We start from the raw sequence: 23146 nt of genomic DNA, 5'->3' as shown, positions 1-23146 counted from the left end.
GTGCAGTTTCGCAAGAAGGCAGAGTGAAGGCATGAGTGGCAGTTCCCTTAAATTTGGCACCAGCGGTCTCAGGGGATTGGCGGATGAGCTGAACGGCTTGCCCGCCTATGCCTATTCGCTCGCCTTTGTGCGAATGCTCGCCGAAAGCGGCAAGCTAAAAAAAGGTGCGGAGGTTTTCGTCGGACGTGACCTTCGCCCGTCCAGCCCCGACATTGCCGCGCTTTGCATGGCAGCCATTGAAGACGCTGGCTTTACGCCGGTGAATTGCGGTGTGCTGCCCACCCCGGCACTCAGCTTTTACGCCATGGCGAAACAGGCACCCTCCATCATGGTGACGGGAAGCCATATTCCCGACGACCGCAATGGCCTGAAATTCTATCGCGCCGATGGCGAAATCGACAAGACCGACGAACAGGGATCAGCGCGGCCTATGCCGCCCTGCCCGCAGACCTGACCGCCCGTCATTTCAGCAATGATGCACAAAGTGATGCCGCGACCAGCGCCTACGAGAAACGTTATATCGATTATCTGGGCCGCGGCGCGCTCAAGGGCCTGCGCGTCGGCGTCTACCAGCACTCGTCGGTCGCCCGCGATGTTATAACGGATATTCTGACCGCGCTTGGCGCGGAAACCATTGCCATTGGGCGCTCCAACACTTTTGTGCCCGTCGATACCGAGGCATTGCGCCCGGAAGATATCCGGCTTCTCGACCAGTGGGCCAAGGAAAACCGCCTTGACGCCATCGTTTCCACGGATGGCGATGCGGACAGGCCGCTGATTGCCGATGCAAGCGGCCAGTTCGTGCGCGGCGATCTCGTCGGCGCAATCACCGCAAGCTGGATCGGCGCGGATACAATCGTCACGCCGGTCACGTCCAATGCGGCACTGGAAGAATGCGGGCGTTTCGCCCGCGTTGTCAGAACCCGCGTCGGCTCGCCCTATGTCATCGAAGGCATGCACCGTGCCAAGTCCGAGGGTGCAAAGATCACCGTCGGTTTCGAAGCCAATGGCGGCGTGCTTTTGGGCAGCGACAGTACCCGCAAAAGCCACACGCTGTCCGCGCTGCCAACCCGCGACGCACTTTTGCCGATCCTCGCCTGCCTAAGCGCGATCAAGGAGCAGGGCAAGCCGCTTGCGGAAATCGGCGCGGCTTTCAACTTTCGCATTGCGCTTAGCGACCGTCTGCAAAATGTTCCGCAGGAAAAGAGCGGCGCGTTTCTCGCCATCCTCAAGGATGAAGCGGGGCGCAAGGCGCTGTTTCCGTCCAATGATGCGATCATCCGGTCTGAAGCCATTGATGGCGTCAAACTGTTCTTCCATTCCGGCAATGCCGTCCATTATCGCGCTTCCGGCAATGCGCCGGAATTACGCTGCTATGTGGAAGCGGCCAATGAAAACCAGGCCGCCGAACTTCTGGCCATGGGCCTCGATATCGCCCGCAACGCAACAAAGGATGCCTGAGCAATGAGCTTTATTCCTGTCATCATCAGCGGCGGTTCCGGTTCAAGGCTCTGGCCGCTTTCGCGCGATGCTCACCCCAAGCCCTTCATCGAATTGCCCGACGGCAGCACGCTGATCGGTAAGACCTATAACCGGGCGGCACGGCTTGAAGGCGTCGATCACATCCTGACTGTCACCAATCGCGATTTTCTGTTTTTGACGCTCGACGCCTATGCGGACGCCAAGGCACCCAAGACCGATAATGCGTTTCTGCTGGAGCCGCTGGGTCGCGATACCGCGCCTGCGGTAGCACTCGCCGCCATGCATGCCGCCGCGACATACGGCCCCGATGCCACGCTTCTGGTGATGCCTGCCGATCATCTGATCGAAAACGAGCCCGCCTTTGCGGAAGCCGTCCAAAAAGCACAACAGCTTGCCGAAACCGGTCGCATCGTGACATTCGGCATTGTGCCGGATCACCCGGAAACGGGTTTTGGCTATATCGAGGCGGACGGCGTGGACGTGCTGCGCTTTGTCGAAAAGCCGGATGCGCAAACCGCGCAGGCCTATGTCGAGAGCGGACGCTATTTCTGGAATTCGGGCATGTTCTGCTTTACCGCGAGAACCATGCTGGAAGCGATGCGCGCCCACGCGCCGGAGATTTTCAACGGCGTGCAGGCCTCGCTTGAAAATGCGCGACGCGGCGTCAATGGCGACACCAAGACAATCGAAATTCCAAAGGACGAGTTTGCCGCGACCCCGGCCATTTCCATCGATTATGCCATCATGGAGAAGGCCGACAATATTGCCTGCATTCCGGTTTCCTGCGGCTGGTCGGATATCGGCTCCTGGGCGGCCATGGCCGACCTGATAAATCCGGACGCGGACGGAAACCGCCTGCGCGGCGAAACCGTTCTGGAAGACACGACCAATAGTTTCGTGCTGTCGGAGACCCGGCTGGTCAGCCTTGTCGGCGTGCACGACCTTTTAGTCGTCGATACACCGGACGCGCTGCTCGTCGCCCATCGCGACAAGGCGCAGGATGTGCGCAAGGTTTTCAACCGTCTGCGCGCCGATGGCCACGAAGCCGCCAAGCTGCACCGCACCGCCCATCGCCCATGGGGCACCTACACCGTGCTGGAAGAGGGCGACGGCTTCAAGATCAAGCGCATCGAGGTGAAGCCCGGACGCCGCCTCAGCCTTCAGGCGCATCATCACCGTTCTGAACACTGGATCGTCGTGTCCGGCACCGCCAAGGTGACCAATGGCGACCGGGAAATTCTGCTGACCAACAACCAATCGACCTATATTCCCTGCGGCTTCAAGCACCGTCTGGAAAATCCTGGCATTCTGCCCCTGGTGTTGATCGAAGTGCAGAGCGGCGAATATCTCGGCGAAGACGATATCGTGCGGTTCGACGATATTTACGGTCGGGTATAAAAGACCAGCGCCGACGAAGTTTTCTCCGTCGGCGCTTGTTTGAATTCAATCAGTTGAAAGCGCCGCTGTCGCTTTTGCTTTCCGGGCGTTCCGCCGCGACCTTCTGGCGATAACCGCTGGCGCGATAGGCGGCAATCGGTTCGATCGCCCCGCCGGTGCGGCGGCGCGCTTCGGCCAAAATCGGCTCGACATCGGTGCGATAAGCGCGTTTCAGCGTATCCGACGCCATCAGCGCATCGTTTTCCTGCTGATAGGTTTCCAGCGCCTCGCGGTCTACCAGCAGCGCTTGCGCATAGGCGCGGCGGATTTCATTTGCCGACGAAATAAGGCTCTCCAGCGGATCGGTCACATTGTGCGACTGGTCGATCATATGGGCCGGATTGAAATCCTTCACGCCGCGATAATCGGCATCGACCAGCTCGTTGAACACCAGAAACAGCCGATAGGGATCGATGGAACCGGCGTCGAGATCGTCATCGCCATATTTGCTGTCGTTGAAATGGAAACCGCCGAGTTTGCCGAACTGCATCAGCCGCGCCACGATCATTTCGATATTGGTGTTGGGCGCATGATGGCCAAGATCGACCAGACATTGCGCTTTGGGACCAAGCGTCGAGGCGATCAGATAGTTTGTGCCCCAGTCCTGAACCACCGTCGAATAGAAGGCCGGTTCATACATCTTGTGTTCGGAAAACAGCCGCCAGTCGTCGGGCAGAGCCTTGTAGATTTCGCCCATCGAAGCCAGATAGCGCTCGAAAGCACGGGTGAAATTCTGCTGGCCGGGGGAAGTGGACCCGTCGCCGAGCCACACCGTCAGCGCCTTGGAGCCGATGGTATTGCCGATCTCGATACATTCGAGATTGTGCTCGACCGCCTGCGCCCGCACCGCCGGATCGACATGGGTGAGCGATCCGTATTTGTAGGACAGTTTTTGGTCAGCCGAATCCGAAAACGTGTTGGAGTTCATCGCGTCGAAGCCGAGACCAAGCGCTTCGGCATGGGCTTTCAGCTTCTTCGGATCGGTCTTGTCCCACGGGATATGCAGCGAAACATTCGGCGTCGCACGCGAAAGCTCGTTGATGACGGCGCAATCGTCCAGCTTGTCGAAAATGCCGCGCGGCTCGCCCTTGCCTGGAAAACGACCGAAACGGGTGCCGCCCGTGCCCGTACCCCATGACGGCACGGCGACGAAATAGCTTGCCACCTTGTCGGTGATGGTGTCGATCTCGATGCCGCGGCGCGAAAGCTGTTCGCCCAGCGCCTGATAATCGCTTTTCAGCGCATTTTCGAAACCGGAATTATGCTCGGCGATAAAATCCGCCGAAATACGTTGATCGGACATGGTTCCTCCCAGAATGTCCTCATTATACGGTCAGCGCGGAAAGCTCTGCTGGTTCCCGGCATCGACATTGATGATGTTACCGGTTGATTTTGCCGAAGCGTCGCTGGCGAGGAAATAGATCGCCTCGGCAATATCTTCCGGCAGCACATTGAGCTTCAACAGCGACCGCTTGCGATAATGCTCCTCCAGCTCCGAAACGTCGATCTTGGAGGACGCCGCGCGCTGTTCGCGCCACTCGCCATCCCAGATCTTGGAACCGCGCAGAACTGCATCCGGATTGACCACATTGACGCGGATACCGGCATCGGCACCTTCCAGCGCCAGACAGCGGGCCAGATGGATTTCAGCAGCCTTGGCCGTGCAATAGGCGGACGCATTGGGCGATGCGGCCAGACCATTCTTGGAGGCGACGAACACCACATTGCCGCCGATCTTCTGGCGGCGGAACAGACGGAACGCCTCCCGCGAAACGAGGAAATAGCCGGTCGCCAGAATGTCGATATTGCGGTTCCACATCGACAATTCGGTCGCTTCGACAGGAGCCGATGACGCAATGCCTGCATTGGAGACCAGAATGTCGATGCCGCCGAGTTCAACGCTGGCCTCGACAAAGGCGTTTGCGACGCCCTTTTCGTCGGTCACGTTCAGTTCGACGCTGCGCACCTGATCAGCGCCAAAACGCTTCGATAGATTGGCGTGAGCGGATTTGAGCGATTCTGCGTCAATATCCGCCAGAACCACGCAAGCGCCCTCGCCCGCCAGCCGCTCGGCGGTGGCATAGCCGATGCCGCCAGCGCCACCCGTGATAAGCGCAATGCGCCCGGCAAGGCTTTTCGGCTTCGGCATGCGTTGCAGCTTGGCTTCCTCAAGCAGCCAATATTCGATGTCGAAGGCTTCCTGTTCCGGCAGTCCCTGATATTCGGACACGGCAGATGCGCCGCGCATGACATTGATCGCATTGACATAGAACTCGCCGGCGATACGCGCTGTCGCCTTGTCGCGGGCAAAGGACAGCATGCCGACGCCGGGGATCAGGAAAATCACCGGATTGGGATCGCGCATTTTGGGCGAATTGTCGTGTTTGCAGGTCTCATAATAGCGCTTGTAATCGGCGCGATAGGCTTCGAGCGCATCCTCAAGCCCGGCAACGATGGCGTCCACATCCGGCTTGGCCGGATCGAAATTGACGACCAGCGGGCGGATTTTGGTGCGCAAAAAATGATCCGGGCAGGATGTGCCCAAAGCGGCCAGCGGGCGCAGTTCCTTCGCATTCACGAATTCCAGCACCGCATCCTGATCGTCGAAGTGACCGAGCTTACGCTCTTCCTTGCCGATAAGACCGCGAATTTCCGGCATCAGTCGCGCTGCAATGGCGCGGCGCTCGGAGGCCGCGAGACTTTGTGTGACAGCACCGCCGAAAGCGGGTTTGCCTGCCATCTTCTGGTCCAGCCATTCAATGGCTTTGTTGATGATGGCGAGCGTGGTTTCGTAACAGGTCTTCGCATCATTGGCCCAGGTGAAAAGCCCATGACTTTCAAGAACAACGCCTTTGGCCTTTGGATGCGCCTTGACGAAAGCCTCAAGATCGAGACCGAGCTGGAAGCCCGGGCGACGCCACGGCAGCCAGCCAATATCGTCACCGAAAATCTCGGCCGTCAGCTCGCGGGAATTCCTGGAGGCAGCAATCGCGATGATCGCATCGGGATGCATGTGATCGACATGGCTGAAAGCGACAAAACCATGCAGCGGCGTATCGATGGATGCGGCCCTCGGATTGAGGTTGAAGGTGCAATGCGGCAGGAAGCCGACCATGCGGTCCTCATCCTCGACGCCCTTATAGATGCCTTTCAGCGCATCGAGCTTGTCCTGATAAAGCGTGGCGAAACCGTCGAGCTTGATGGTGCCCACATCGCCGCCCGAACCCTTGACCCAGAGAACTTGAACCTTTTCGCCGGTCAACGGATCGATTTCCTCGACCTTGGCAGAGGTGTTGCCGCCGCCATAATTGGTGATGCGCTTGTCTGACCCGAGCAGATTGGAGCGGTAAAGCAGCTTTCCCGGCTCATCCAGCGTTGCCGCCTTGGCGTCGTCCCAGCGATTATCGAGCAGCCGATTGCTGTCCACCATGTCATCCTCCCAAGTCTGTATGGCCAATCGCGTCGCGCACCTTCCCATGCGCGAGCGATCATGTTGGCGGCAGATATGACGCATGAAACGAAATACTGTCAATCACAAACAATCATAACCGATCAAATATTTCACGCATGTGCGAATTATTGATTGTTTGTGATTGACATGCGCCACCAATTTGAGAATAGATGGAAGCAGGAGGAGCCATGCACGAAAGAGAGCGCCACCGCATCATCCTGAGCGCTGTTCAGGAAAAGCCGGTGATCACCATTCAGGATCTGGTGGAATTGACGGAGGCGTCGGAAGCGACCCTTCGGCGCGATATCGCATCGTTGCATATGCAGGGCCGCATCAAGCGTGTGCGCGGTGGAGCGGAAGCCATCCATCCGCCGCAGTTCGGCAGTCTGGCCGGGCGTCCCTTCAAGGTTTCGGAATCCGAAAATGGCGACCGCAAGCGCGCCATCGCCCGTGAAGCCGTGGCGCTTTGCGATGAAGGCGACAGCATCATTATCAATGGCGGCTCCACGACATTCCAGATGGTGCATTATCTGACGGCGCGCCGCCTTCAGGTGCTGACGAATTCCTTCGCCATTGCCGAACATCTGTTGCGGCAGTCGAAAAGCACGGTGATCGTGCCCGGTGGCGCGATCTATCGCGACCAGAGCCTGATCCTTTCGCCTTTCGACAATGACGTCATCCGTAATTTTTACGGTCGGCGCATGTTCATGGGCTGTCAGGGTATCAGCCCGCTCGGCGTGATGGAATCCGACGCACTGATCATCCAGAGCGAACAGAAACTGATGGGCCAGGCGGACGAGCTCGTCCTGATGGTCGATTCATCGAAATTCACCCGCCGTTCCAGCCTCATCCTTTGCCCGCTCGACCGTGTCAGCACGCTGATCACCGATGACGGCATTTCCGATGAGGCGCGGCGGATGGTGGAAAATGCGGGTATCCGGCTGATTGTAGCGCAGGCTTCCGCAAATGCCGGCAAGGGTGGCGAACAGGGGGATTCCGCCGAGGTTGCCTGAGCCAACTCTATTATCATCCCGGCCAATGCCGGGATCGTTGTGAAAATATGTCTTTATACTGGGAGGAATGAGACATGAAACTTTTCAAGAAACTCGCACTCGGTACTGCGCTGGCCGTCGCCTTCATGGCCGCCCAAGCACAGGCCGCCGACATCAAGATCGCGCTCGTCGCGAAGTCGCTCGGCAACGGCTTCTTTGAAGCCGCCAACAAGGGTGCGCAGGAAGCCGCCAAGGAACTGGGCGGCGTTGAGGTCATCTATACCGGCCCGACCACCACGACCGCCGAAGGCCAGATTGAAGTCATCAATTCGCTGATCGCCCAGGGCGTCAACGCCATCGCCATTTCCGCCAACGACCCGGATGCGGTCGTACCGGCGCTGAAAAAGGCCGCCCAGCGCGGCATCAAGGTGATTTCGTGGGATTCCGGCGTGGCTCCGGCTGGCCGTATCGTGCATTTGAACCCATCGTCCAACGAGCTGATTGGCAAGATGTGCCTGAAGCTTGTTGCCGACCACCTGCCAGACGGCAAGGGTGATTTTGCGATCCTGTCGGCCACCACCACCTCGACCAACCAGAATATCTGGATCGGCGAGATGAAGAAGCAACTGAAGGACTTCCCCGGCCTCAATCTGGTCACGACCGTCTATGGCGACGATCTTGCCGACAAGAGCTATCGTGAAGCACAAGGCCTCCTGAAGTCGAACCCGAACGTCAAGGTCATCGTGGCGCCGACCACCGTGGGCGTTCTGGCTGCTTCGCAGGCCGTGAAGGATGCGGGCAAGATCGGTGATGTCTATGTGACGGGCCTTGGCCTGCCGTCTGAAATGGCTGGCGCCATCAAGTCGGGCGCGACCAAGGAATTCGCCATCTGGAATCCGATTGATCTCGGCTATTCCGCAACCCAGATCGCCTATCACCTCGTCAAGGGTGATGCCGATGGCAAGCCGGGTTCCGAAATCGATGCCGGACGCATGGGCAAGATCAAGATCGGCGAAAACGGCGAAGCCGCGATGAGCGATCCTTTCGTCTATGACGAAAAGAACATCGACCAGTTCTCCAAGGTCTTCTGATCGGAAAGCGCATCCCGAAAGGATGCGCATTCATGAAAAGAGGCGGCATTCGCTGAACGGATGCCGCCTCCCATTCCCCGGATTCGATTTCAGGTGTCTGCAATGAATGCAGCTTTTCTCTCAAGCGGTGATTCCAGCGGTGAGCAGACGGTGCTTGCCCCGACGGATCAGCCCATTCTGGAAATGCGCGGCATTGCCAAGACATTTCCCGGTGTGCGTGCGCTCGATGACGTCAATATCGCGCTCTATCCCGGTAAGGTAACGGCATTGATCGGCGAGAACGGCGCGGGCAAGTCCACGCTCGTGAAAATCCTCACCGGCATTTATCAGCCCGATGAAGGCGAAATCCTCATCGACGGCAATCCGGTGCATCTGGCGACCGCACAGGATGCGACCGATCACGGCGTAACGGCCATTCATCAGGAAACCGTGCTCTTTGACGAATTGTCGGTGGGCGAAAACATCTATCTCGGCCATGCGCCGCGCACGAAACTCGGCTTCGTCAACTGGAAGGCCGTCTATGCCCGTTCGCAGGCGCTGCTTTCCTCGCTGGAAACGACGGTCGATGCCCGGATAAAGCTCAAGGAACTTTCCATCGCCCAGCGCCATCTGGTCGCCATTGCTCGCGCGCTGTCGGTGGATTCGCGCATCGTCATCATGGACGAGCCGACCGCGGCCCTGTCGCGCAAGGAAGTGGACGACCTGTTTCGCATCGTGGCGCGGCTGAAAGCGCAGGGCAAAGCCATCCTGTTCATCAGCCACAAATTCGATGAAGTCTACGAAATCGCCGATAATTATGCGGTTTTCCGCGACGGACACGCCGTCGGCCACGGTACGCTTGCCGATACGCGGCAGAACGATATCGTGCGTATGATGGTCGGGCGGTCTGTCGATCAGGCCTTCCCCAAGCAGAATGTCACCATCGGCAAGCCGGTGTTGAAGGTTGAAAACTATTCGCACCCGACCGAGTTTCGCGACATTTCCTTTGAGCTGCGCAAGGGGGAAATTCTCGGCGTTTACGGCCTTGTCGGCGCGGGACGCTCGGAATTCGCACAATCGCTGTTCGGTATCACCAAGCCATCGCGTGGCCGTGTGACGCTTGAAGATCGCGAGATCAGCATCCGCCGCCCCGGCGACGCGGTGGCGCATGGCATTGTCTATGTGCCGGAAGAGCGCGGACGCCACGGCGCGGTGCTGCAACTACCGATCTTTCAGAATGTTTCGCTGCCGTCGCTCGCCCGCACCTCGCGCAATGGTTTTTTGCGCATGGCCGAAGAACTGGCGCTGGCGCGTAAATATGCCGAGCGCTTCGACCTGCGCGCCGCCGCCCTTTCCGTCCCGGTCGGAACGCTGTCTGGCGGCAATCAGCAGAAGGTCGTCATCGGCAAGTGGCTCGCCACAAATCCGAAGGTCATCATTCTCGACGAACCGACCAAGGGCATCGATATCGGTTCCAAGGCCGCGGTTCACGCCTTCATCAGCGAACTCGCCGCCGAGGGTCTCAGCATCATCATGATCTCGTCGGAACTGCCGGAAATCATCGGCATGTCGGACCGCGTGATGGTCATGCGCGAGGGCCTGATGGAAGGCGTCTTCGAACGCGCAAGCCTCGACGCGGAAGTGCTGGTGCGCGCCGCCACGGGCAATGCCGAGGAGGCTGCGGAGTAGATCATGAAACAATTGCCGAAACAGCGGGAACTCCTGCTCCTCGTCATCATCGCGCTTCTGGTGGGCCTGTTCGCCAGCCGCGCGCCGGGCTTTGCCAGCGTCGGCAATCTGGCGGGCATCTTCAACGACACGTCGATCCTGATCATCATCGCGCTCGGCCAGATGGCGGTTATCCTGACCAAGTCGATCGATTTGTCGGTTGCTGCCAATCTCGCCTTTACCGGCATGGCCGTGGCGATGCTGAACGCGACCTATCCCGGTCTGCCGCTGGTGCTGCTGATCGTGCTTGCCATCGGCATTGGCGCTGTTCTGGGCGCGATCAACGGCATTCTCGTCTGGAAGCTCAACATTCCGGCGATTGTCGTCACGCTTGGCACGCTCACCATCTATCGCGGCATGGCCTTTGTGCTGTCCGGCGGCGCATGGGTGAATGCGCACCAGATGACAGCGCCCTTTCTCAACACGCCACGCACGCCTTTTCTCGGCCTGCCGCTCCTCGGCTGGACGGCAATCCTGATCGTCGCGCTCGTCTATGTGCTGCTGACGCGGACATTTTTCGGACGCGCCCTTTATGCGTCCGGCGGCAATCCGACCGCCGCCGTCTATACCGGCATCGATGTGGGTCGCACGCGCTTCTTTGCCTTCGTGTTGTCGGGGGCCCTCGCCGGACTATGCGGTTATCTCTGGGTGTCGCGCTATGCCGTCGCCTATGTGGATGTGGCCGCCGGTTTCGAACTCGACAGCGTTGCGGCCTGCGTCATCGGCGGCATCTCGACGCTTGGCGGCATCGGCACGGTAGCCGGTGCGGTTCTGGGCGCGCTGTTTCTCGGTGTCATCAAAAACGCTTTGCCGGTTATCGACATTTCACCCTTCTGGCAGATGGCGATTTCCGGTTCCGTCATCATTCTGGCGGTGATTTTCAATGCGCGGCAGGAAAAGCGGCGCGGACGCATCATCCTGCGCGATAAGGCCGCGAAGACTTATGAGGAGGTTGCGGCATGAGCGAGACCGATACCAACGACCAGCGCCGTCACATTCCAGACCGCCTAGGCACGCCCTTCTCGCGCATCTTCGCCAGCTGGGAAATGCTGCTGCTTGGCGTGGCGATTGCGATCTTCATCGCGAATTCCTTCGCCTCGCCCTATTTTCTCGATGCCTGGAACCTCTCCGACGCCACGTTCAACTTCACGGAAAAGGCGCTGATTGCCTTTGCGATGACGCTTCTGATCATTTCCGGTGAAATCGACCTCTCGGTCGCCGCGATCATCGCGCTTTCCTCGACGGCCATGGGCGCGGCCGCGCAGGCGGGCGTCGGCACGCCGGGTCTGGTCGCCATCGGCATCGGCACGGGCCTTGTCTGCGGCGCGATCAATGGCGGGCTGGTGGCCGGGCTGAAACTGCCATCCATCGTCGTGACCATCGGCACGATGAGCCTTTTCCGCGGTATTTCCTATATCGTGCTCGGCGATCAGGCCTTTGGCGGCTATCCGGAAAGCTTTGCCTATTTCGGACAGGGCTATGTCTTCTGGGTGATCTCGTTCGAATTTGCGCTGTTCGTTCTGTTCGCTGTGCTGTTTGGCGTTCTGCTGCATGCCACCAGCTTCGGACGCCGCGTCTATGCCATCGGCAACAATGAATTCGCGGCGCGCTTTTCTGGTATTCCGGTTGAAAAAACCAAATTCGTGCTGTTCCTGATGACCGGCGTGATGAGCGGTATCGCTGCCGTCTGCCTGACCTCGCGCCTCGGCTCCACACGCCCGTCCATCGCGCAAGGCTGGGAGCTGGAAATCGTCACCATGGTCGTGCTGGGCGGCGTTTCGATCCTCGGCGGATCAGGCACCATTGTCGGCGTGGTGATTGCCGCTTTCGTGATGGGCCTCGTGACCTTCGGGCTAGGCCTTCTCAATGTGCCGGGCATCGTCATGTCGATCTTCATCGGCCTTCTGCTGATTATCACCATTTCGCTGCCGATCCTGATCCGACAGTTCAGAGCGAGGCGCACGGCATGACGACGGAACGCTATGCATTTCGCATGACGCTCAATCCCGGCATGGAGGCCGAATATCGCCGCCGCCATGACGAAATCTGGCCGGAACTGGTAGAACTTCTGCACACGGCAGGCGTGTCGGACTATGCCATCTATCTCGATGAAGAAACCAATAGCCTGTTTGGCGTGCTGACGCGCAGCGCCGGACACGGCATGGCCGCCCTGCCCGACCATCCAGTGATGAAAAAATGGTGGGCGCATATGGCCGATATCATGGCGACGAACCCTGATAATTCGCCAGTTTCCGTCGATCTCAAGCCAGTGTTTCACATGTCATGAAGCGCATCGCCATTCTCGATATCGGCAAGACCAATGCCAAAGTCGTCATACTCGATGCGGCAGGCGGCGAGGAAATTGCCGCGCGCCGCATGCCGAACACTGTACTTCGCGACGGCCCCTATCCGCATTATGATATCGAGGCGCTATGGCGCTTCTTTCTGGCAAGTCTCTCGGAATTTGCGCTGGAGCCGGGTTTCGATGCCATTTCCATCACCACGCATGGCGCATCGGCGGCCCTCGTTGCTGAAGACGGCACGCTGGCAATGCCGGTACTCGACTATGAGCTTGAATATCCAGCCGAGATTCGTGCCGCCTATGCAGCCATAAAACCGGACTTTCGCGATACTTTTTCGCCGACCCTGTCGCTTGGCCTTAATCTCGGTGCGCAGCTTCACTATCTGAAAACGGCCTTCCCCGCCGATTTTGCGCGCACGCATTTCATATTCACCTATCCGCAATATTGGGCCTGGCGTCTGACCGGCATTGCCGCGTCAGAAGTCACGTCGCTTGGCTGTCACACGGATTTGTGGCTACCGAAGCAATCTGCTTTTTCGGCGCTTGTCGACCGTCTGGACATTCGCGAAAAATTCCCGCCGCTGCGCTCCGCCTTCGACGCGCTTGGGCCGCTGATGCCAGCGATCGCGATGGAAATAGGACTGCCCTTGCCCGTTACGGTACATTGCGGCATTCACGATTCCAATGCTTCGCTGCTCGCCCATCTGATGGATCGCGAAGGCGCGTTTTCGGTGGTTTCGACGGGCACTTGGGTGGTGAGCTTCGCCGTGGGCGGCAATCTCGACGGGCTAGACCCAAAACGCGACACGCTGGCCAATGTCGATGCCTATGGCTGTACCGTGCCTTCGGCGCGTTATATGGGCGGGCGCGAATTCGATCTGATGACCGAAGGGCTGCAAAGACCCTCCCCCACCGAATACGATGCCCTTGCCGCGCAGATTCTGCATCACGGGATCATGGCTCTGCCTTCCGCCGTTCCGAACTGTGGCCCTTTCCCCAACACGCATCTGCGTTGGCGCAATGCGGATCAGGCGAGCGATGCCGAACGTTATGCTGCCGCGTGCGTCTATGCCGCGCTGATGACGGAAAGCTGCCTTGGCCTGCTGGGTGCTAGGGGGCCTATTGTGGTCGAAGGCCCTTTTTCCGATAATGCTATTTATCTGAAAGCATTGGCGAATTTCTCGGGACGCGAGGTTGAAGCCATTGCCGGATCGACGGGAACGGCCACCGGTGCCGGGCTTCTGGCGGGTGCGACGCCGAAGGAAAAGCACGGCAGAACCTATCAGCCGGATAATGACGCTTCCGGCAATGTCTATGCCGCTTATCGCGCGCAATGGCTGGAAGCCGTCACGCCGCAACCAGCGCACTGACCGGCAACGCCCACTCCCAAAAAGTTGTCACGTGATTGTGAAATCGCGGGCCGCCGCCTGCGATCCAATTCGCTTGCCATATTCAAGACACTTGTCATAAGCTACAAATAATAAGGTAGCTTATAAATAAGTGGGCATACAAGTGGCGGACACCCGCGTTCTCGGTTTTCTGTTGCATGATGTGGCCCGCCTTCTTCGCAAACGTTTTGAGCAGCGCGCACGCGGAACTGGCCTGACACGGGCCCAGTGGCAAACGCTCGCTTTCCTCTCGAAGAATGACGGGATCATGCAACGCAGTCTGGCTGATCTGCTGGACGTGGAGGCTATAACTCTCACGCGCATTCTCGACCGGCTCGTTGAACAGGGATTTGTCGAAAGACGACCCCACCCGACCGATCGGCGTGCGCATCTGATTTTCATATGCGAGGCGGCTATGCCCCTTCTGGAAGATATGCGCGAACTCGGCGGCCAGACGCGGGCCGAGGCGCTTGAAGGTGTTTCGCAGGCGGAACAGGAGCAGTTGATCCAGACCCTCCTGTCGATGAAAGACAATCTCTCCCGGGCTTGCCGGACTCCCGTAAGTCCTGAAATCGTCAACGAAGATACAGATCATGACTGACACGTCCAATATCGTAAAGCATCCCGCCACTATCGAACGGGATGAGCCTGAAGCACGTCGGGAAACCCGCGCTGAAAGCACGGGTCCGACCGCACAGCCGCAAGCGGCCACCGACGCGTCCCAAAAGCCCGCCGCAAGCGAGATTGCCACTCGCCGCCGGTTAAAGCGCCGCCGCATGATGTTTTCTCTTCTGCCGCTGGCGCTTGTTGTCGGCGGCTATTTCTACGTTACCGGCGGGCGCTATGTTTCGACGGATAATGCCTATGTGCAGGCCGATATGGTGGGCATTTCGACCGATGTTTCGGGCCTTGTCGCTGGTATTGACGTGCATGAAAACGAGCTGGTCAAAGCCGGACAGGTGTTGTTTCGCCTGAAGCCGGATTCCTTTGCCATTGCGCTTGAAGGCGCTCAGGCCGAACTCGGCCATGTGCGCAATCAGATTCTTGCGCTTCAGGCCAGCTATCAGCAATCGCTTGCTGAAATCACGCAGGCCGAGGCCGATCTGCCCTTCTATCAGGCGACCTTCAAGCGGCAGCAGGATCTCGTGGCGACCAGCGCGTCATCGCGCGCGACTTTCGATCAGGCGAAACACGACCTCGATGCCGCCAAGCAGAAGGTTGCCGTGGCGAAGGCGCAGGCCCAGTCGGCGCTGGCTGAGCTCGGCGGCAATGCGGACCAACCGGTGGAGCAAAACCCGCTTTTTCTACAGGCCAAGGCCAAGCTCGATGAAGCCCAGCGCCAGCTTGATGACGCGACAGTTCGTGCGCCCTTCGACGGCATCGTCACCAATGTGAACAGCTTGCAGGTCGGCTCCTATCTGCAAGCCGCGCAACAGGCTTTTTCGCTCGTTTCATCCGATCATCTCTGGATCACCGCCAATCCGAAGGAAACCGAACTGACCGGGATCGAACCCGGCCAGCCGGTGACGATCTCGGTCGATACCTATCCCGATGCCCGCTGGGAGGGCAAAGTCGCCAGCATCAGCCCGGCTTCGGGTTCCAGCTTCTCGCTGCTGCCGGCGCAAAACACGTCCGGCAACTGGGTCAAGGTCGTGCAGCGCATCCCCATGCGCGTCAGCATCGACAATAAGAATGGCCAACCGCCGCTACGTGTCGGCATGAGCGTGAATGTGGAGGTCGATACCGGCCATTCGCGCGGTCTGCCGCGCTTCATTACCAATCTCTTCGGTGGCGGAAACCATGTCTAACGTCGCCATTTCCGGCGCGTCCATCGTCGCGCATCGCGGCGCGATCACCGCTTGCGTCATTCTCGCGGTCATCATGCAGGCGCTGGATACGACGATTGCCAATGTCGCACTGCCCTATATTCAGGGCAGCGTTTCGGCAAGCGCCGACCAGATCAACTGGGTGCTGACCTCTTATATCGTGGCGGCTGCGATCATGACGCCGCCGTCCGGCTTTCTGGCCGCCAAATTCGGTCGCAAGCGCGTGTTGCTGGCGGCTATTGCGGGCTTCGTGCTGGCCTCCGTCTTGTGCGGGCTTGCACAATCCCTGCCGCAGATTGTCGGTTTCCGGCTGTTGCAGGGCCTGTTCGGCGCTTCGCTGGTGCCGCTGTCGCAAGGCATTCTGCTCGATATCTATACGCTGGAAGAACGTGGCTCCGCCATGGCGCTTTTCGGCGTTTCGGTGATGGTCGGCCCGGTTTTGGGGCCTGTCATCGGCGGCTGGCTGACTGACAATATGAGCTGGCGCTGGGTTTTCTACATCAATGTGCCGATTGGTGCGCTGGCTTTCGGTGGCATCATGGTCTTTGTGTCTGAAACCAGGATAGACCGGACGGCGCGTCTCGACTGGACCGGCTTCGGCCTGCTCAGTCTCGCCATTGCCTCACTGCAATTGTTTCTCGACCGCAGCGAGCAGATGGACTGGTTTTCATCGAGCGAAATCGTCATCGAGTCGCTGGTTTGCGCGGCAGCCCTTTACCTGCTTGTGGTGCACACATTCACGGCAGAAAATTCTTTCGTCAAACCGCAGCTGTTTCTCGACCGCAATTTTGCGGTGAGCATGCTCTTCATCTTCATCATCGGCGTGACCTATCTGGCATCGCTGGCGCTGATGACGCCTTATCTCCAGACCTTGATGGGCTATCCAGTGACCACAGCCGGTATCGTGATGGGACCGCGCGGCATGGGCACCATGGCTTGCATGTTTCTGGTCGGCAAGCTGATTGGCCGCGTGGATTCACGTTATCTGCTTTTGACCGGTCTCGGACTGACGGCCTGGGCCATGTATGAAATGACGGGCTGGACGCCTGATGTTTCGCAATGGACCATTGTGCGGGTTGGCTTCATTCAGGGTGCAGGTCTGGGCTTCCTGTTCGTGCCCTTGACCACGATTGCCTTTTCCACCCTCCCCGCGCATCTGCGCGGCGACGGCACCGGCCTGTATAATCTGTCCCGCAACATCGGATCGAGCGTCGGCATATCGATTGTTGCAGCGCTGCTGACGGAAAATGTGCAGGCCAACCACGCCGCTATCAGCGCCTATGTCACGCCATTCAATCATAATTTCGATGGCGCTGTCGTTTCACAATATCTCAATCCGACAACAGCTGCCGGACGCGCGCTTCTGGACAATATCATCACCGAACAGGCGACAATCATTTCCTATATCGATGATTTCAAGCTGTTGATGCTGATGTCGCTTCTGGCGATGCCGCTCGTTCTTTTGCTCCGCAAGCCAAAGGTTGCGCAGGAAGTCGATCACAGCATCGCCATGGAATGAGATGAACGCTTACAGCTTGGCGAACTCGATATAGAAATCGTGAACGCCGGAGGCCAGAAACTGCACGGCAATGCAGGTCAGGAGAAAGCCCATGATCTTGGTGATCGCCTGCATGCCGTGATCGCCGAGCATTCTTTCGAGGAACGTTGCCGATGACAGCGCCGCATAAGCGATGCTGACCGTCAGCAGAATGGCCACGATCACGATAATATGGCCGATGATGGTGTGTTCGGCGGGAATTTGCGAACCAAAACTCATCACCACGGCAATCGACCCCGGACCCGCAAGGCTGGGCATGGCAAGTGGCGAAAACGAATAATCGATTTCCGCCTTCTTGATCTCGGAAGGCTCGACATTGACCTCCGACGAGGTGTCTTCACCAGAGAAGATCATTCGCAGCGCCAGGATCATGATGATGATGCCGCCTGCGACTCGGATGCCCGGAAGCGATATATTGAACAGCGCGATGATCCCCTGCCCCAGCAGCAGAAATGCCGTCAGGATCGAGAACGCGTAGATGCAGGCTTTGACAGCCTGTTTGCGCTTGTTCTCTACGCTCATCCGCTTGGTCAAAGCCATATAGAGCGGAATTGTCGTGAGCGGGTTCATGATCGGCAGAAGACCGATGAAAACAATAGAAACATATTTGATGAAATCGATAGTCAAGTTCACTGCACGGATACTCCGTTCTTAAATATTACGGTTGTCGGATGAGAGCCCTTACTTGGCTATTTGACCTACTCGTCAGGGGCCAGTCTTGGAATAAAGCGCGGCGTTTTCTGGTTTTGTAACGCGACTGTCAGGACCTGAAATAGAACCGCTGTAGACCAGCCGAAGAGCAAAACGCCATTCATTGCGGTCATCGGACCCATGAGATGCCAGCGTGCGAGCGGAACTATATCTCCATATCCGAGCGAGGTAAAATTCACGAAAGCAAAATAGAGCGCGTCTGCCCCGGCGGGTATGGCGAGAACCATGGTATAGGACGCCGACCATATTATGATTTCGATGACCTGTGTTGCCAGCAAAACCGACGCGGCAACCGACATTGTCGATATCAGCGCCAACATAGCGTATTTCCGCAGGGATTTATGGAGAAGTCGCGTCGTCCTGATAACCAGGATTGTTGCTAAAGCATGCAGAACAACATTGATCAGACCTATGGTGCTTCCAAATGCAAGTTGTTGAAATATTAGGAACATATAATATCTTCCTTTGTTTCCTTGTCTTGCGTAGCACTAAGCACTTTCGGTATCGATTACTCTCCTTTTTCGCCTCTTAGAAACGTTATATTTGATAAATTTGCTGTTACTGCCTATTGGGCGCGGCGTCGTGCATTCAGCGCGGCGAGCATCATCGGCTTGATCGAAAAACCACTATCCGCAGCCTTTTCCGTCAATATCCGCAGATAACCGCCTGCCGATCGAATCTGATCATAACGCTGGAGAATATAGGCAATTGCGATGGCCGTATTATAGTTTCCAAGCGTCTTTTTAGCCAAATCATAGAGTTTGGCGTCAATCCCGATGAAACTGCGTACTGTCTCTGCGGCATTCATCAGTCCATGCCATTGCCGGATAGGGCTGGATGAATAGGCTTCAATCTCCGGACAGGCGCGCAAAACCATATCGAGCGAGACCGTCGGTTCTGGCTGTGCCTTGTCGGTTATCATCTGGCACTGGTCGATTTGCGAAACGCTGTCCTTTTCAAAATAGGAATCTGGATTTGATTCAATTTGCTGCCGCTCATTTTGAGACTCATTGCCGCTCAAATTTTCGATATTTTGATGAATATTCAACAACTTATCGACTTCGACCAAAAGTGCCTCCATTGCGGCGACCAACAGAGCCAGTTCATCGCGTTCGGCACGACGTGGAATCGTATCAACAATGGCCCGAAAGCGCTGGTTGATTGCTGACCAATCACCGGAAAGCTTCTCGACCATAGCAAATTCAATCAGCTTGGCGATATCGCGACGCAGCAAGGTTAAGCGTTCACGCTGCTCGCGTAATCCAGCCTTCTCGGCCCTCACCTGTTCAGCGGAGGTTTCGAGTTCTTCGGCGCGCAACAGCAAAGGAGCGAGCGAAAAGCCAAATGCAATCTGCAACTCGCCGCCTTTGGCCCGACGTGCATAACGCTTGCCGTTCGGACTGTCCTGACGCGTGATGAAACCGGCATCGACCAGCGCGCTAAGATGACGCCGCAATGTAGCGTCCGCCATGCCATGGGCACGCAACGCCAATTGCTTGTTGGATGGAAAGACGACCAGTCCTTCATTGGCTTTGAGATGATTGTCCGGATGAAAGGACAGCAATGCTGACAGAACCGCCAGTGAGCGATCATTCAACCCATAAATCGTCTTTGCTTCGCACAGCCAGCGATGCATCTGCCACTTATCGACGGCAAGGTCTTGCGGCATTTGTCGGGCATTGCGTTGCGCTGCCAACAAGGCAGCCGTCATCGGTCGACTGCCAAACGGCGTCGAAGCCAAATGCATCTCCATTTTCTTTCACCTTCCACAAGGCAAAAGAAATCCACCCGCCGAAAAGACGCTTAAGACACTTGACAGTGATTCGTGGATTTGCGATTCTCTAGCTGCTAAACCAATGAGAAGGGCTTCCACGCGGCGACGTTTGGGGGCCTTTTTCTTTTGCTATCTCGTTCCTTTTCGCTTGAGCGATTTTCCAACCGGATTGTTGGCTACCACTCATCTCTTCAATTTAACGCCTGCATGACCCGCAAAACCGTTTCAGAGTTTCGCTGGAAATGCTCTTGATCGTCTCGATACAGATACGCAGATAATCGTACTCAGACACTGGACCGGGCTGCGGAAACCGCTTTCCAATCCGAAAGCTTGTTACTTCTCGTCGTTCTGGAAGGACGCATAAAGCGTATCCAGATTACGCGAGATCCATTCGGCAAAGCGAGGCCCATTGGCTGCACCAAGAGCCAGCGTTGTCGATTTGCCGTTCTGTTTGATTGTGGCGCTGACGGACTTGTCCGAAGCGGTCCATGTCGCACCGGGGCGCAAAGCGGCCTTGGTGACGGACTTCTTCTGACGGGCGCCCTTCAGATAACCGTAAAGCTGTTCGAAGCGATCAGCCGACGTTGCTGCCTTGAATGCAGCGGTCGCCATTAGTTCTTCTGCAGCGTCTTGTTTGCCGGGAATTTCGATCAGCTTACGCAGTTCAAGCCAGCGATCACGACCAATACCTTTGGCAGGGCCGATAGCCAGAAGAATGGCTTCTGGTATCGCCTTCGGAATGGTCAGCATCTTCGACAGGGTTTGATAGTCGATGGTCAAAGCGGCCTGAATAGCCTCACGCTCAAAGCCAAGCGCTTCCAGACGTGCCGCAAACAAAACCCGCTCGATGAAGCTGAGATTAGCGCGCGCCGAGTTTTCCTGACCCTGACTCAGAATATGTTCCAGATCGGCAAGCGGCTTGATGACGGCTTTGACCTTGAGGCCCAGTTCGCGTGCAACACGGGCACGGCGATGGCCAAAGACGATCATATAACGGTCGCTGGTCTCAGGATGCGGACGCACCAGAATAGGGCTGTCCTGGCCACGCTCGCGAATGGCTTCGAGAAGCTCCTGATATTCCTGATCGTCGGCTTCAGGCAGACGGTCGGCAACAAAGGACGCATCAAGATTGTTGGGATCAAGCTCAACGACAGTTTCGCCATCCAGCCTTTGTGAAGCCTGCTTGGCGAGTTCATCAATCGAAGCGGAAAGCGATTTGGCAGCGCCGAACCGGCGCGATATGGCATCGACCGGCTGGGAAGGCTGTTCCGCCGCCGGTTCGTTCCGCATCACGCTGTCAAATATGTTCTTCCGGGCCATTCTCTATTCCTCAAACCGGTCAGAGACCTGATTTTATTGCGTATTTGCCGTTTTAGACGGCAGTCTAACGCCCCCATGCTTCGTGGATAAGCCCGCAGATCTCCGAATTGACCGCTTCCATGGCTTCCATCGCGCGATCATAGGTGCCGCGGTTCATGGATGAACGTTCGACTTCGTAAAGCGTTTGCTTGGTCAGGCCGGCATCCGAAATCGCCGTCGATTTCAGCATCTGATGCTTGAGCATGTGAGAGGCCAGCATGCTCTGCATGAAACCGACCATCTGGGCCTGCGGCACGTCGGTCGGTTCATAACGGGTAATCAGATAGCGGAACCAGTCGAGTTGCACCGCCCCGCCTGCCTGTCGCACGGTCTTGAGAATATCGCCGAGCATCAGAAGGAACTGCGACATCGACATAAGGTCGAGCATCTGCGGATGAACGGTGATTAGCACCGATGTTGCAGCGGACAGCGCCGTCAGCGTCAGATAGCCAAGCTGGGGAGGGCAGTCGATAACGACCACATCGTAGGAATCATCGACTTCGGCCAGAGCCGTCGCGATGCGGTTCCAGAACATCTTGCCCTCGCCGCCATTCTGCATGGCCAAAGGCGTGTCATATTCATATTCCTGCAGCTCCAGCATGGCCGGAATAATATCGAGACCGGGAAAGTTCGTCCGGCGAATGACATCGCGGATGGGCTTCTTTTCGGAATCGTAACGAATGGCTTCGTAAAGCGACGGGAATTCATCCAGCTCTGGCTGGATACCGTGCAGTGCCGATAAAGAGGCCTGCGGATCGAGATCGATGGCAAGCACACGATGACCGGTCAAGGCGAGATGCTGCGCCAGATGCGCGGCAGTCGTGGTCTTGCCGGAGCCGCCCTTGAAATTCACAACGCCGATGACCTGAAGCTTTTCATGGCCACGGCGATGCGGAACATAACGCTTCACTTCGGCGCGACCATTCTGGTCAAGCCACAAACGCAGTTCATGCAGTTGGTCCACGCTATAGGCGCGGCGTCCACCTGTCAGTATAGTCGGCTCGACGCCTTTGCCCTCAAGGTGTAGCTTCTTCAGATTGCTGGGGGAGACGCCAAGGAAATATGCAGCTTCGGCCATAGAAAACTGACGCAGATTTTTCCGCGCATCCGGTGGGAAGTTTTCATGGCGCAGCAGATTGAGCTTGCGAGAGATTTCTCTCCCCTGCGTCAATATCATGTCGTCAAACGACACTGCTGCTGTTGAATTTGCGATATTCATTGACTTGGGATCCCTAGTGACGGCATCGGAACTAATACCGCCTAAATACCGTCATTATGTCCGATTCTTCTTGTATCGCAAGAGCTGCCCGAATTAACAAAGGGTTAGCAGGCAATTAAAAATTACGAAGAATTTTATCCTTCCGAATCGAATTGCTTTATCGAATTGTTTTTAAAGACTTTTATTGGAATTAGACGGCAGTCTATCATTGCAAGCGGCATGCTGGCGACCGCAGGTGGAGTCATTTATTGTCATCGTCCACGCTTTTAGGCGGGGATGGATGCCCGAATCGTCAAGTGCGCCTTGGCGTCCGATTGTCCGGTTCATATCCGGCAGGACGCGCCCCGCACAACGGTGTGGAAATGAAGTGACCAGCGCAAAAAGGGCAGGGCGCGTCAGCCAAATTGCTCCTGCAACGGGAACTGGATTTTTTCTCGGAAAAGCTGTTCAACTGTTCCGATGCACGATTCGAGTTTCCAGTCGAGTTTCACTGGCCCTTTCGAAAGGAACGATGATTTTTGTGCTTTTTGGTTAAGCGCTGTAGATTTTTTAACTTCTTCGCGCTACCATCCGAAGCGTTGCTATAGAGATCCTTTTTACAGCGCCCAGCTCGTCTCAACGGCAAATTTTCCCCTCATAGATCGGGTTTTGAACTAGTCGCGCTAGGAAAACCTAACGCGGAATTAGCTTTCATATGCGATAAAATCTTGTTTATTCTCATTGCATTGAAATTTTCCATTCCGCGGACGAAACGACCGGTTTTTTAACCGCTTTTGCCACGCCGTCGAAGCGGGCCTTTGTGGGCCTCCGATCACAAATGCAAAACCGTTATATGCGCGTCATCTAGCT

The 23146-nt window shown here is 57.1% G+C and carries 18 protein-coding genes and 1 pseudogene; 12 read left to right on the top strand and 7 right to left on the bottom strand.

What is annotated here, in order from left to right:
• Positions 1-31: 31 nt before the first annotated feature.
• Both QLQ11_RS17035 and QLQ11_RS17030 read left to right on the top strand, forming a co-directional pair.
• A pseudogene (locus QLQ11_RS17035) lies at positions 32-1461 on the top strand (phosphomannomutase).
• 3 nt (positions 1462-1464) lie between these two features.
• A complete protein-coding gene (locus QLQ11_RS17030; protein WP_109367934.1) occupies positions 1465-2880 on the top strand; it encodes a mannose-1-phosphate guanylyltransferase/mannose-6-phosphate isomerase in 1416 nt (471 codons plus the stop codon).
• A 49-nt stretch (positions 2881-2929) separates the two neighbouring features.
• Here QLQ11_RS17030 and rhaI read toward each other — a convergent pair whose 3' ends face one another.
• Positions 2930-4222 carry an L-rhamnose catabolism isomerase gene (rhaI, locus tag QLQ11_RS17025; RefSeq protein WP_371835974.1) on the bottom strand — a complete coding sequence of 431 codons (1293 nt, stop codon included), beginning with the start codon at positions 4220-4222 and terminating at the stop codon, positions 2930-2932.
• Positions 4223-4252: 30 nt separating this feature from the next.
• Positions 4253-6349: a bifunctional rhamnulose-1-phosphate aldolase/short-chain dehydrogenase gene (locus QLQ11_RS17020; RefSeq protein WP_109366810.1), complete on the bottom strand. Its 2097-nt coding sequence runs from the start codon at positions 6347-6349 to the stop codon at positions 4253-4255.
• Between the two features lie 209 nt (positions 6350-6558).
• Here QLQ11_RS17020 and QLQ11_RS17015 point away from each other — a divergent pair, with 209 nt between their 5' ends.
• The 10 genes from QLQ11_RS17015 (at position 6559) to QLQ11_RS16970 (ending at position 17195) form a co-directional block, all read left to right on the top strand.
• Positions 6559-7383, top strand: coding sequence for a DeoR/GlpR family DNA-binding transcription regulator (locus QLQ11_RS17015; RefSeq protein ID WP_109366811.1), 825 nt, complete (start codon positions 6559-6561; stop codon positions 7381-7383).
• Positions 7384-7457: 74 nt separating this feature from the next.
• On the top strand, positions 7458-8453 hold the full coding sequence (gene rhaS, locus QLQ11_RS17010) for a rhamnose ABC transporter substrate-binding protein (RefSeq protein WP_109366812.1): 996 nt from the start codon (positions 7458-7460) through the stop codon (positions 8451-8453).
• A gap of 102 nt (positions 8454-8555) precedes the next feature.
• On the top strand, positions 8556-10121 hold the full coding sequence (locus QLQ11_RS17005) for a sugar ABC transporter ATP-binding protein (protein ID WP_167836088.1): 1566 nt from the start codon (positions 8556-8558) through the stop codon (positions 10119-10121).
• Between the two features lie 3 nt (positions 10122-10124).
• Entirely contained in the window at positions 10125-11123 is a 999-nt protein-coding gene (locus tag QLQ11_RS17000) for an ABC transporter permease (RefSeq protein ID WP_109366813.1), read from the top strand.
• Complete coding sequence (locus QLQ11_RS16995) at positions 11120-12130, top strand: ABC transporter permease (RefSeq protein ID WP_109366814.1); 1011 nt, start codon at positions 11120-11122, stop codon at positions 12128-12130. The genes QLQ11_RS17000 and QLQ11_RS16995 overlap by 4 nt, the downstream gene beginning before the upstream one ends.
• Positions 12127-12447 carry an L-rhamnose mutarotase gene (rhaM, locus tag QLQ11_RS16990; protein ID WP_109366815.1) on the top strand — a complete coding sequence of 107 codons (321 nt, stop codon included), beginning with the start codon at positions 12127-12129 and terminating at the stop codon, positions 12445-12447. The genes QLQ11_RS16995 and rhaM overlap by 4 nt, the downstream gene beginning before the upstream one ends.
• On the top strand, positions 12444-13832 hold the full coding sequence (locus QLQ11_RS16985) for an FGGY-family carbohydrate kinase (protein WP_109366816.1): 1389 nt from the start codon (positions 12444-12446) through the stop codon (positions 13830-13832). The genes rhaM and QLQ11_RS16985 overlap by 4 nt, the downstream gene beginning before the upstream one ends.
• Before the next feature lie 142 nt (positions 13833-13974).
• Positions 13975-14451, top strand: coding sequence for a MarR family winged helix-turn-helix transcriptional regulator (locus tag QLQ11_RS16980; protein WP_109366817.1), 477 nt, complete (start codon positions 13975-13977; stop codon positions 14449-14451).
• A complete protein-coding gene (locus QLQ11_RS16975) occupies positions 14444-15658 on the top strand; it encodes an HlyD family secretion protein (RefSeq protein WP_109366818.1) in 1215 nt (404 codons plus the stop codon). Before QLQ11_RS16980 ends, QLQ11_RS16975 begins: the two co-directional genes overlap by 8 nt.
• Positions 15651-17195 (top strand): DHA2 family efflux MFS transporter permease subunit, encoded by a 1545-nt coding sequence (locus QLQ11_RS16970; RefSeq protein WP_109366819.1) that lies wholly within the window; start codon positions 15651-15653, stop codon positions 17193-17195. Before QLQ11_RS16975 ends, QLQ11_RS16970 begins: the two co-directional genes overlap by 8 nt.
• A gap of 9 nt (positions 17196-17204) precedes the next feature.
• Here QLQ11_RS16970 and QLQ11_RS16965 read toward each other — a convergent pair whose 3' ends face one another.
• The 5 genes from QLQ11_RS16965 to repA all read right to left on the bottom strand — a co-directional run bounded on the left by QLQ11_RS16965 (position 17205) and on the right by repA (position 22297).
• Positions 17205-17867 carry a MarC family NAAT transporter gene (locus QLQ11_RS16965; RefSeq protein WP_109366820.1) on the bottom strand — a complete coding sequence of 221 codons (663 nt, stop codon included), beginning with the start codon at positions 17865-17867 and terminating at the stop codon, positions 17205-17207.
• Between the two features lie 65 nt (positions 17868-17932).
• Complete coding sequence (locus QLQ11_RS16960) at positions 17933-18265, bottom strand: potassium channel family protein (protein WP_283736238.1); 333 nt, start codon at positions 18263-18265, stop codon at positions 17933-17935.
• 245 nt (positions 18266-18510) lie between these two features.
• On the bottom strand, positions 18511-19698 hold the full coding sequence (gene repC / locus QLQ11_RS16955) for a plasmid replication protein RepC (protein ID WP_109366822.1): 1188 nt from the start codon (positions 19696-19698) through the stop codon (positions 18511-18513).
• 354 nt (positions 19699-20052) lie between these two features.
• Positions 20053-21039, bottom strand: a complete 987-nt coding sequence (gene repB / locus QLQ11_RS16950) for a plasmid partitioning protein RepB (RefSeq protein WP_109366823.1) — start codon at positions 21037-21039, stop codon at positions 20053-20055.
• 64 nt (positions 21040-21103) lie between these two features.
• Entirely contained in the window at positions 21104-22297 is a 1194-nt protein-coding gene (gene repA, locus QLQ11_RS16945; protein WP_371835973.1) for a plasmid partitioning protein RepA, read from the bottom strand.
• Between the last annotated feature and the right edge of the window lie 849 nt (positions 22298-23146).

It is taken from the genome of Ochrobactrum sp. SSR, from assembly GCF_030067775.1.
In the GTDB taxonomy this organism is placed as follows: domain Bacteria; phylum Pseudomonadota; class Alphaproteobacteria; order Rhizobiales; family Rhizobiaceae; genus Brucella; species Brucella teleogrylli.
The sequence above is the reverse complement of the archived record's forward strand: the minus strand, read 5'-3'. Positions and strand labels throughout refer to the sequence as shown.

Coding starts and splice junctions, on each gene's coding strand:
- QLQ11_RS17020 (WP_109366810.1), bottom strand. CDS start 6,349: ATGGTGGACAGCAATCGGCTGCTCGATAATCGCTGGGACGACGCCAAG.
- repA (WP_371835973.1), bottom strand. CDS start 22,297: ATGAATATCGCAAATTCAACAGCAGCAGTGTCGTTTGACGACATGATA.
- repC (WP_109366822.1), bottom strand. CDS start 19,698: ATGGAGATGCATTTGGCTTCGACGCCGTTTGGCAGTCGACCGATGACG.
- QLQ11_RS16975 (WP_109366818.1), top strand. CDS start 14,444: ATGACTGACACGTCCAATATCGTAAAGCATCCCGCCACTATCGAACGG.
- QLQ11_RS16995 (WP_109366814.1), top strand. CDS start 11,120: ATGAGCGAGACCGATACCAACGACCAGCGCCGTCACATTCCAGACCGC.
- QLQ11_RS17000 (WP_109366813.1), top strand. CDS start 10,125: ATGAAACAATTGCCGAAACAGCGGGAACTCCTGCTCCTCGTCATCATC.
- QLQ11_RS17030 (WP_109367934.1), top strand. CDS start 1,465: ATGAGCTTTATTCCTGTCATCATCAGCGGCGGTTCCGGTTCAAGGCTC.
- rhaI (WP_371835974.1), bottom strand. CDS start 4,222: ATGTCCGATCAACGTATTTCGGCGGATTTTATCGCCGAGCATAATTCC.
- QLQ11_RS16960 (WP_283736238.1), bottom strand. CDS start 18,265: ATGTTGGCGCTGATATCGACAATGTCGGTTGCCGCGTCGGTTTTGCTG.
- repB (WP_109366823.1), bottom strand. CDS start 21,039: ATGGCCCGGAAGAACATATTTGACAGCGTGATGCGGAACGAACCGGCG.
- rhaM (WP_109366815.1), top strand. CDS start 12,127: ATGACGACGGAACGCTATGCATTTCGCATGACGCTCAATCCCGGCATG.
- rhaS (WP_109366812.1), top strand. CDS start 7,458: ATGAAACTTTTCAAGAAACTCGCACTCGGTACTGCGCTGGCCGTCGCC.
- QLQ11_RS17005 (WP_167836088.1), top strand. CDS start 8,556: ATGAATGCAGCTTTTCTCTCAAGCGGTGATTCCAGCGGTGAGCAGACG.
- QLQ11_RS16970 (WP_109366819.1), top strand. CDS start 15,651: ATGTCTAACGTCGCCATTTCCGGCGCGTCCATCGTCGCGCATCGCGGC.
- QLQ11_RS16985 (WP_109366816.1), top strand. CDS start 12,444: ATGAAGCGCATCGCCATTCTCGATATCGGCAAGACCAATGCCAAAGTC.
- QLQ11_RS17015 (WP_109366811.1), top strand. CDS start 6,559: ATGCACGAAAGAGAGCGCCACCGCATCATCCTGAGCGCTGTTCAGGAA.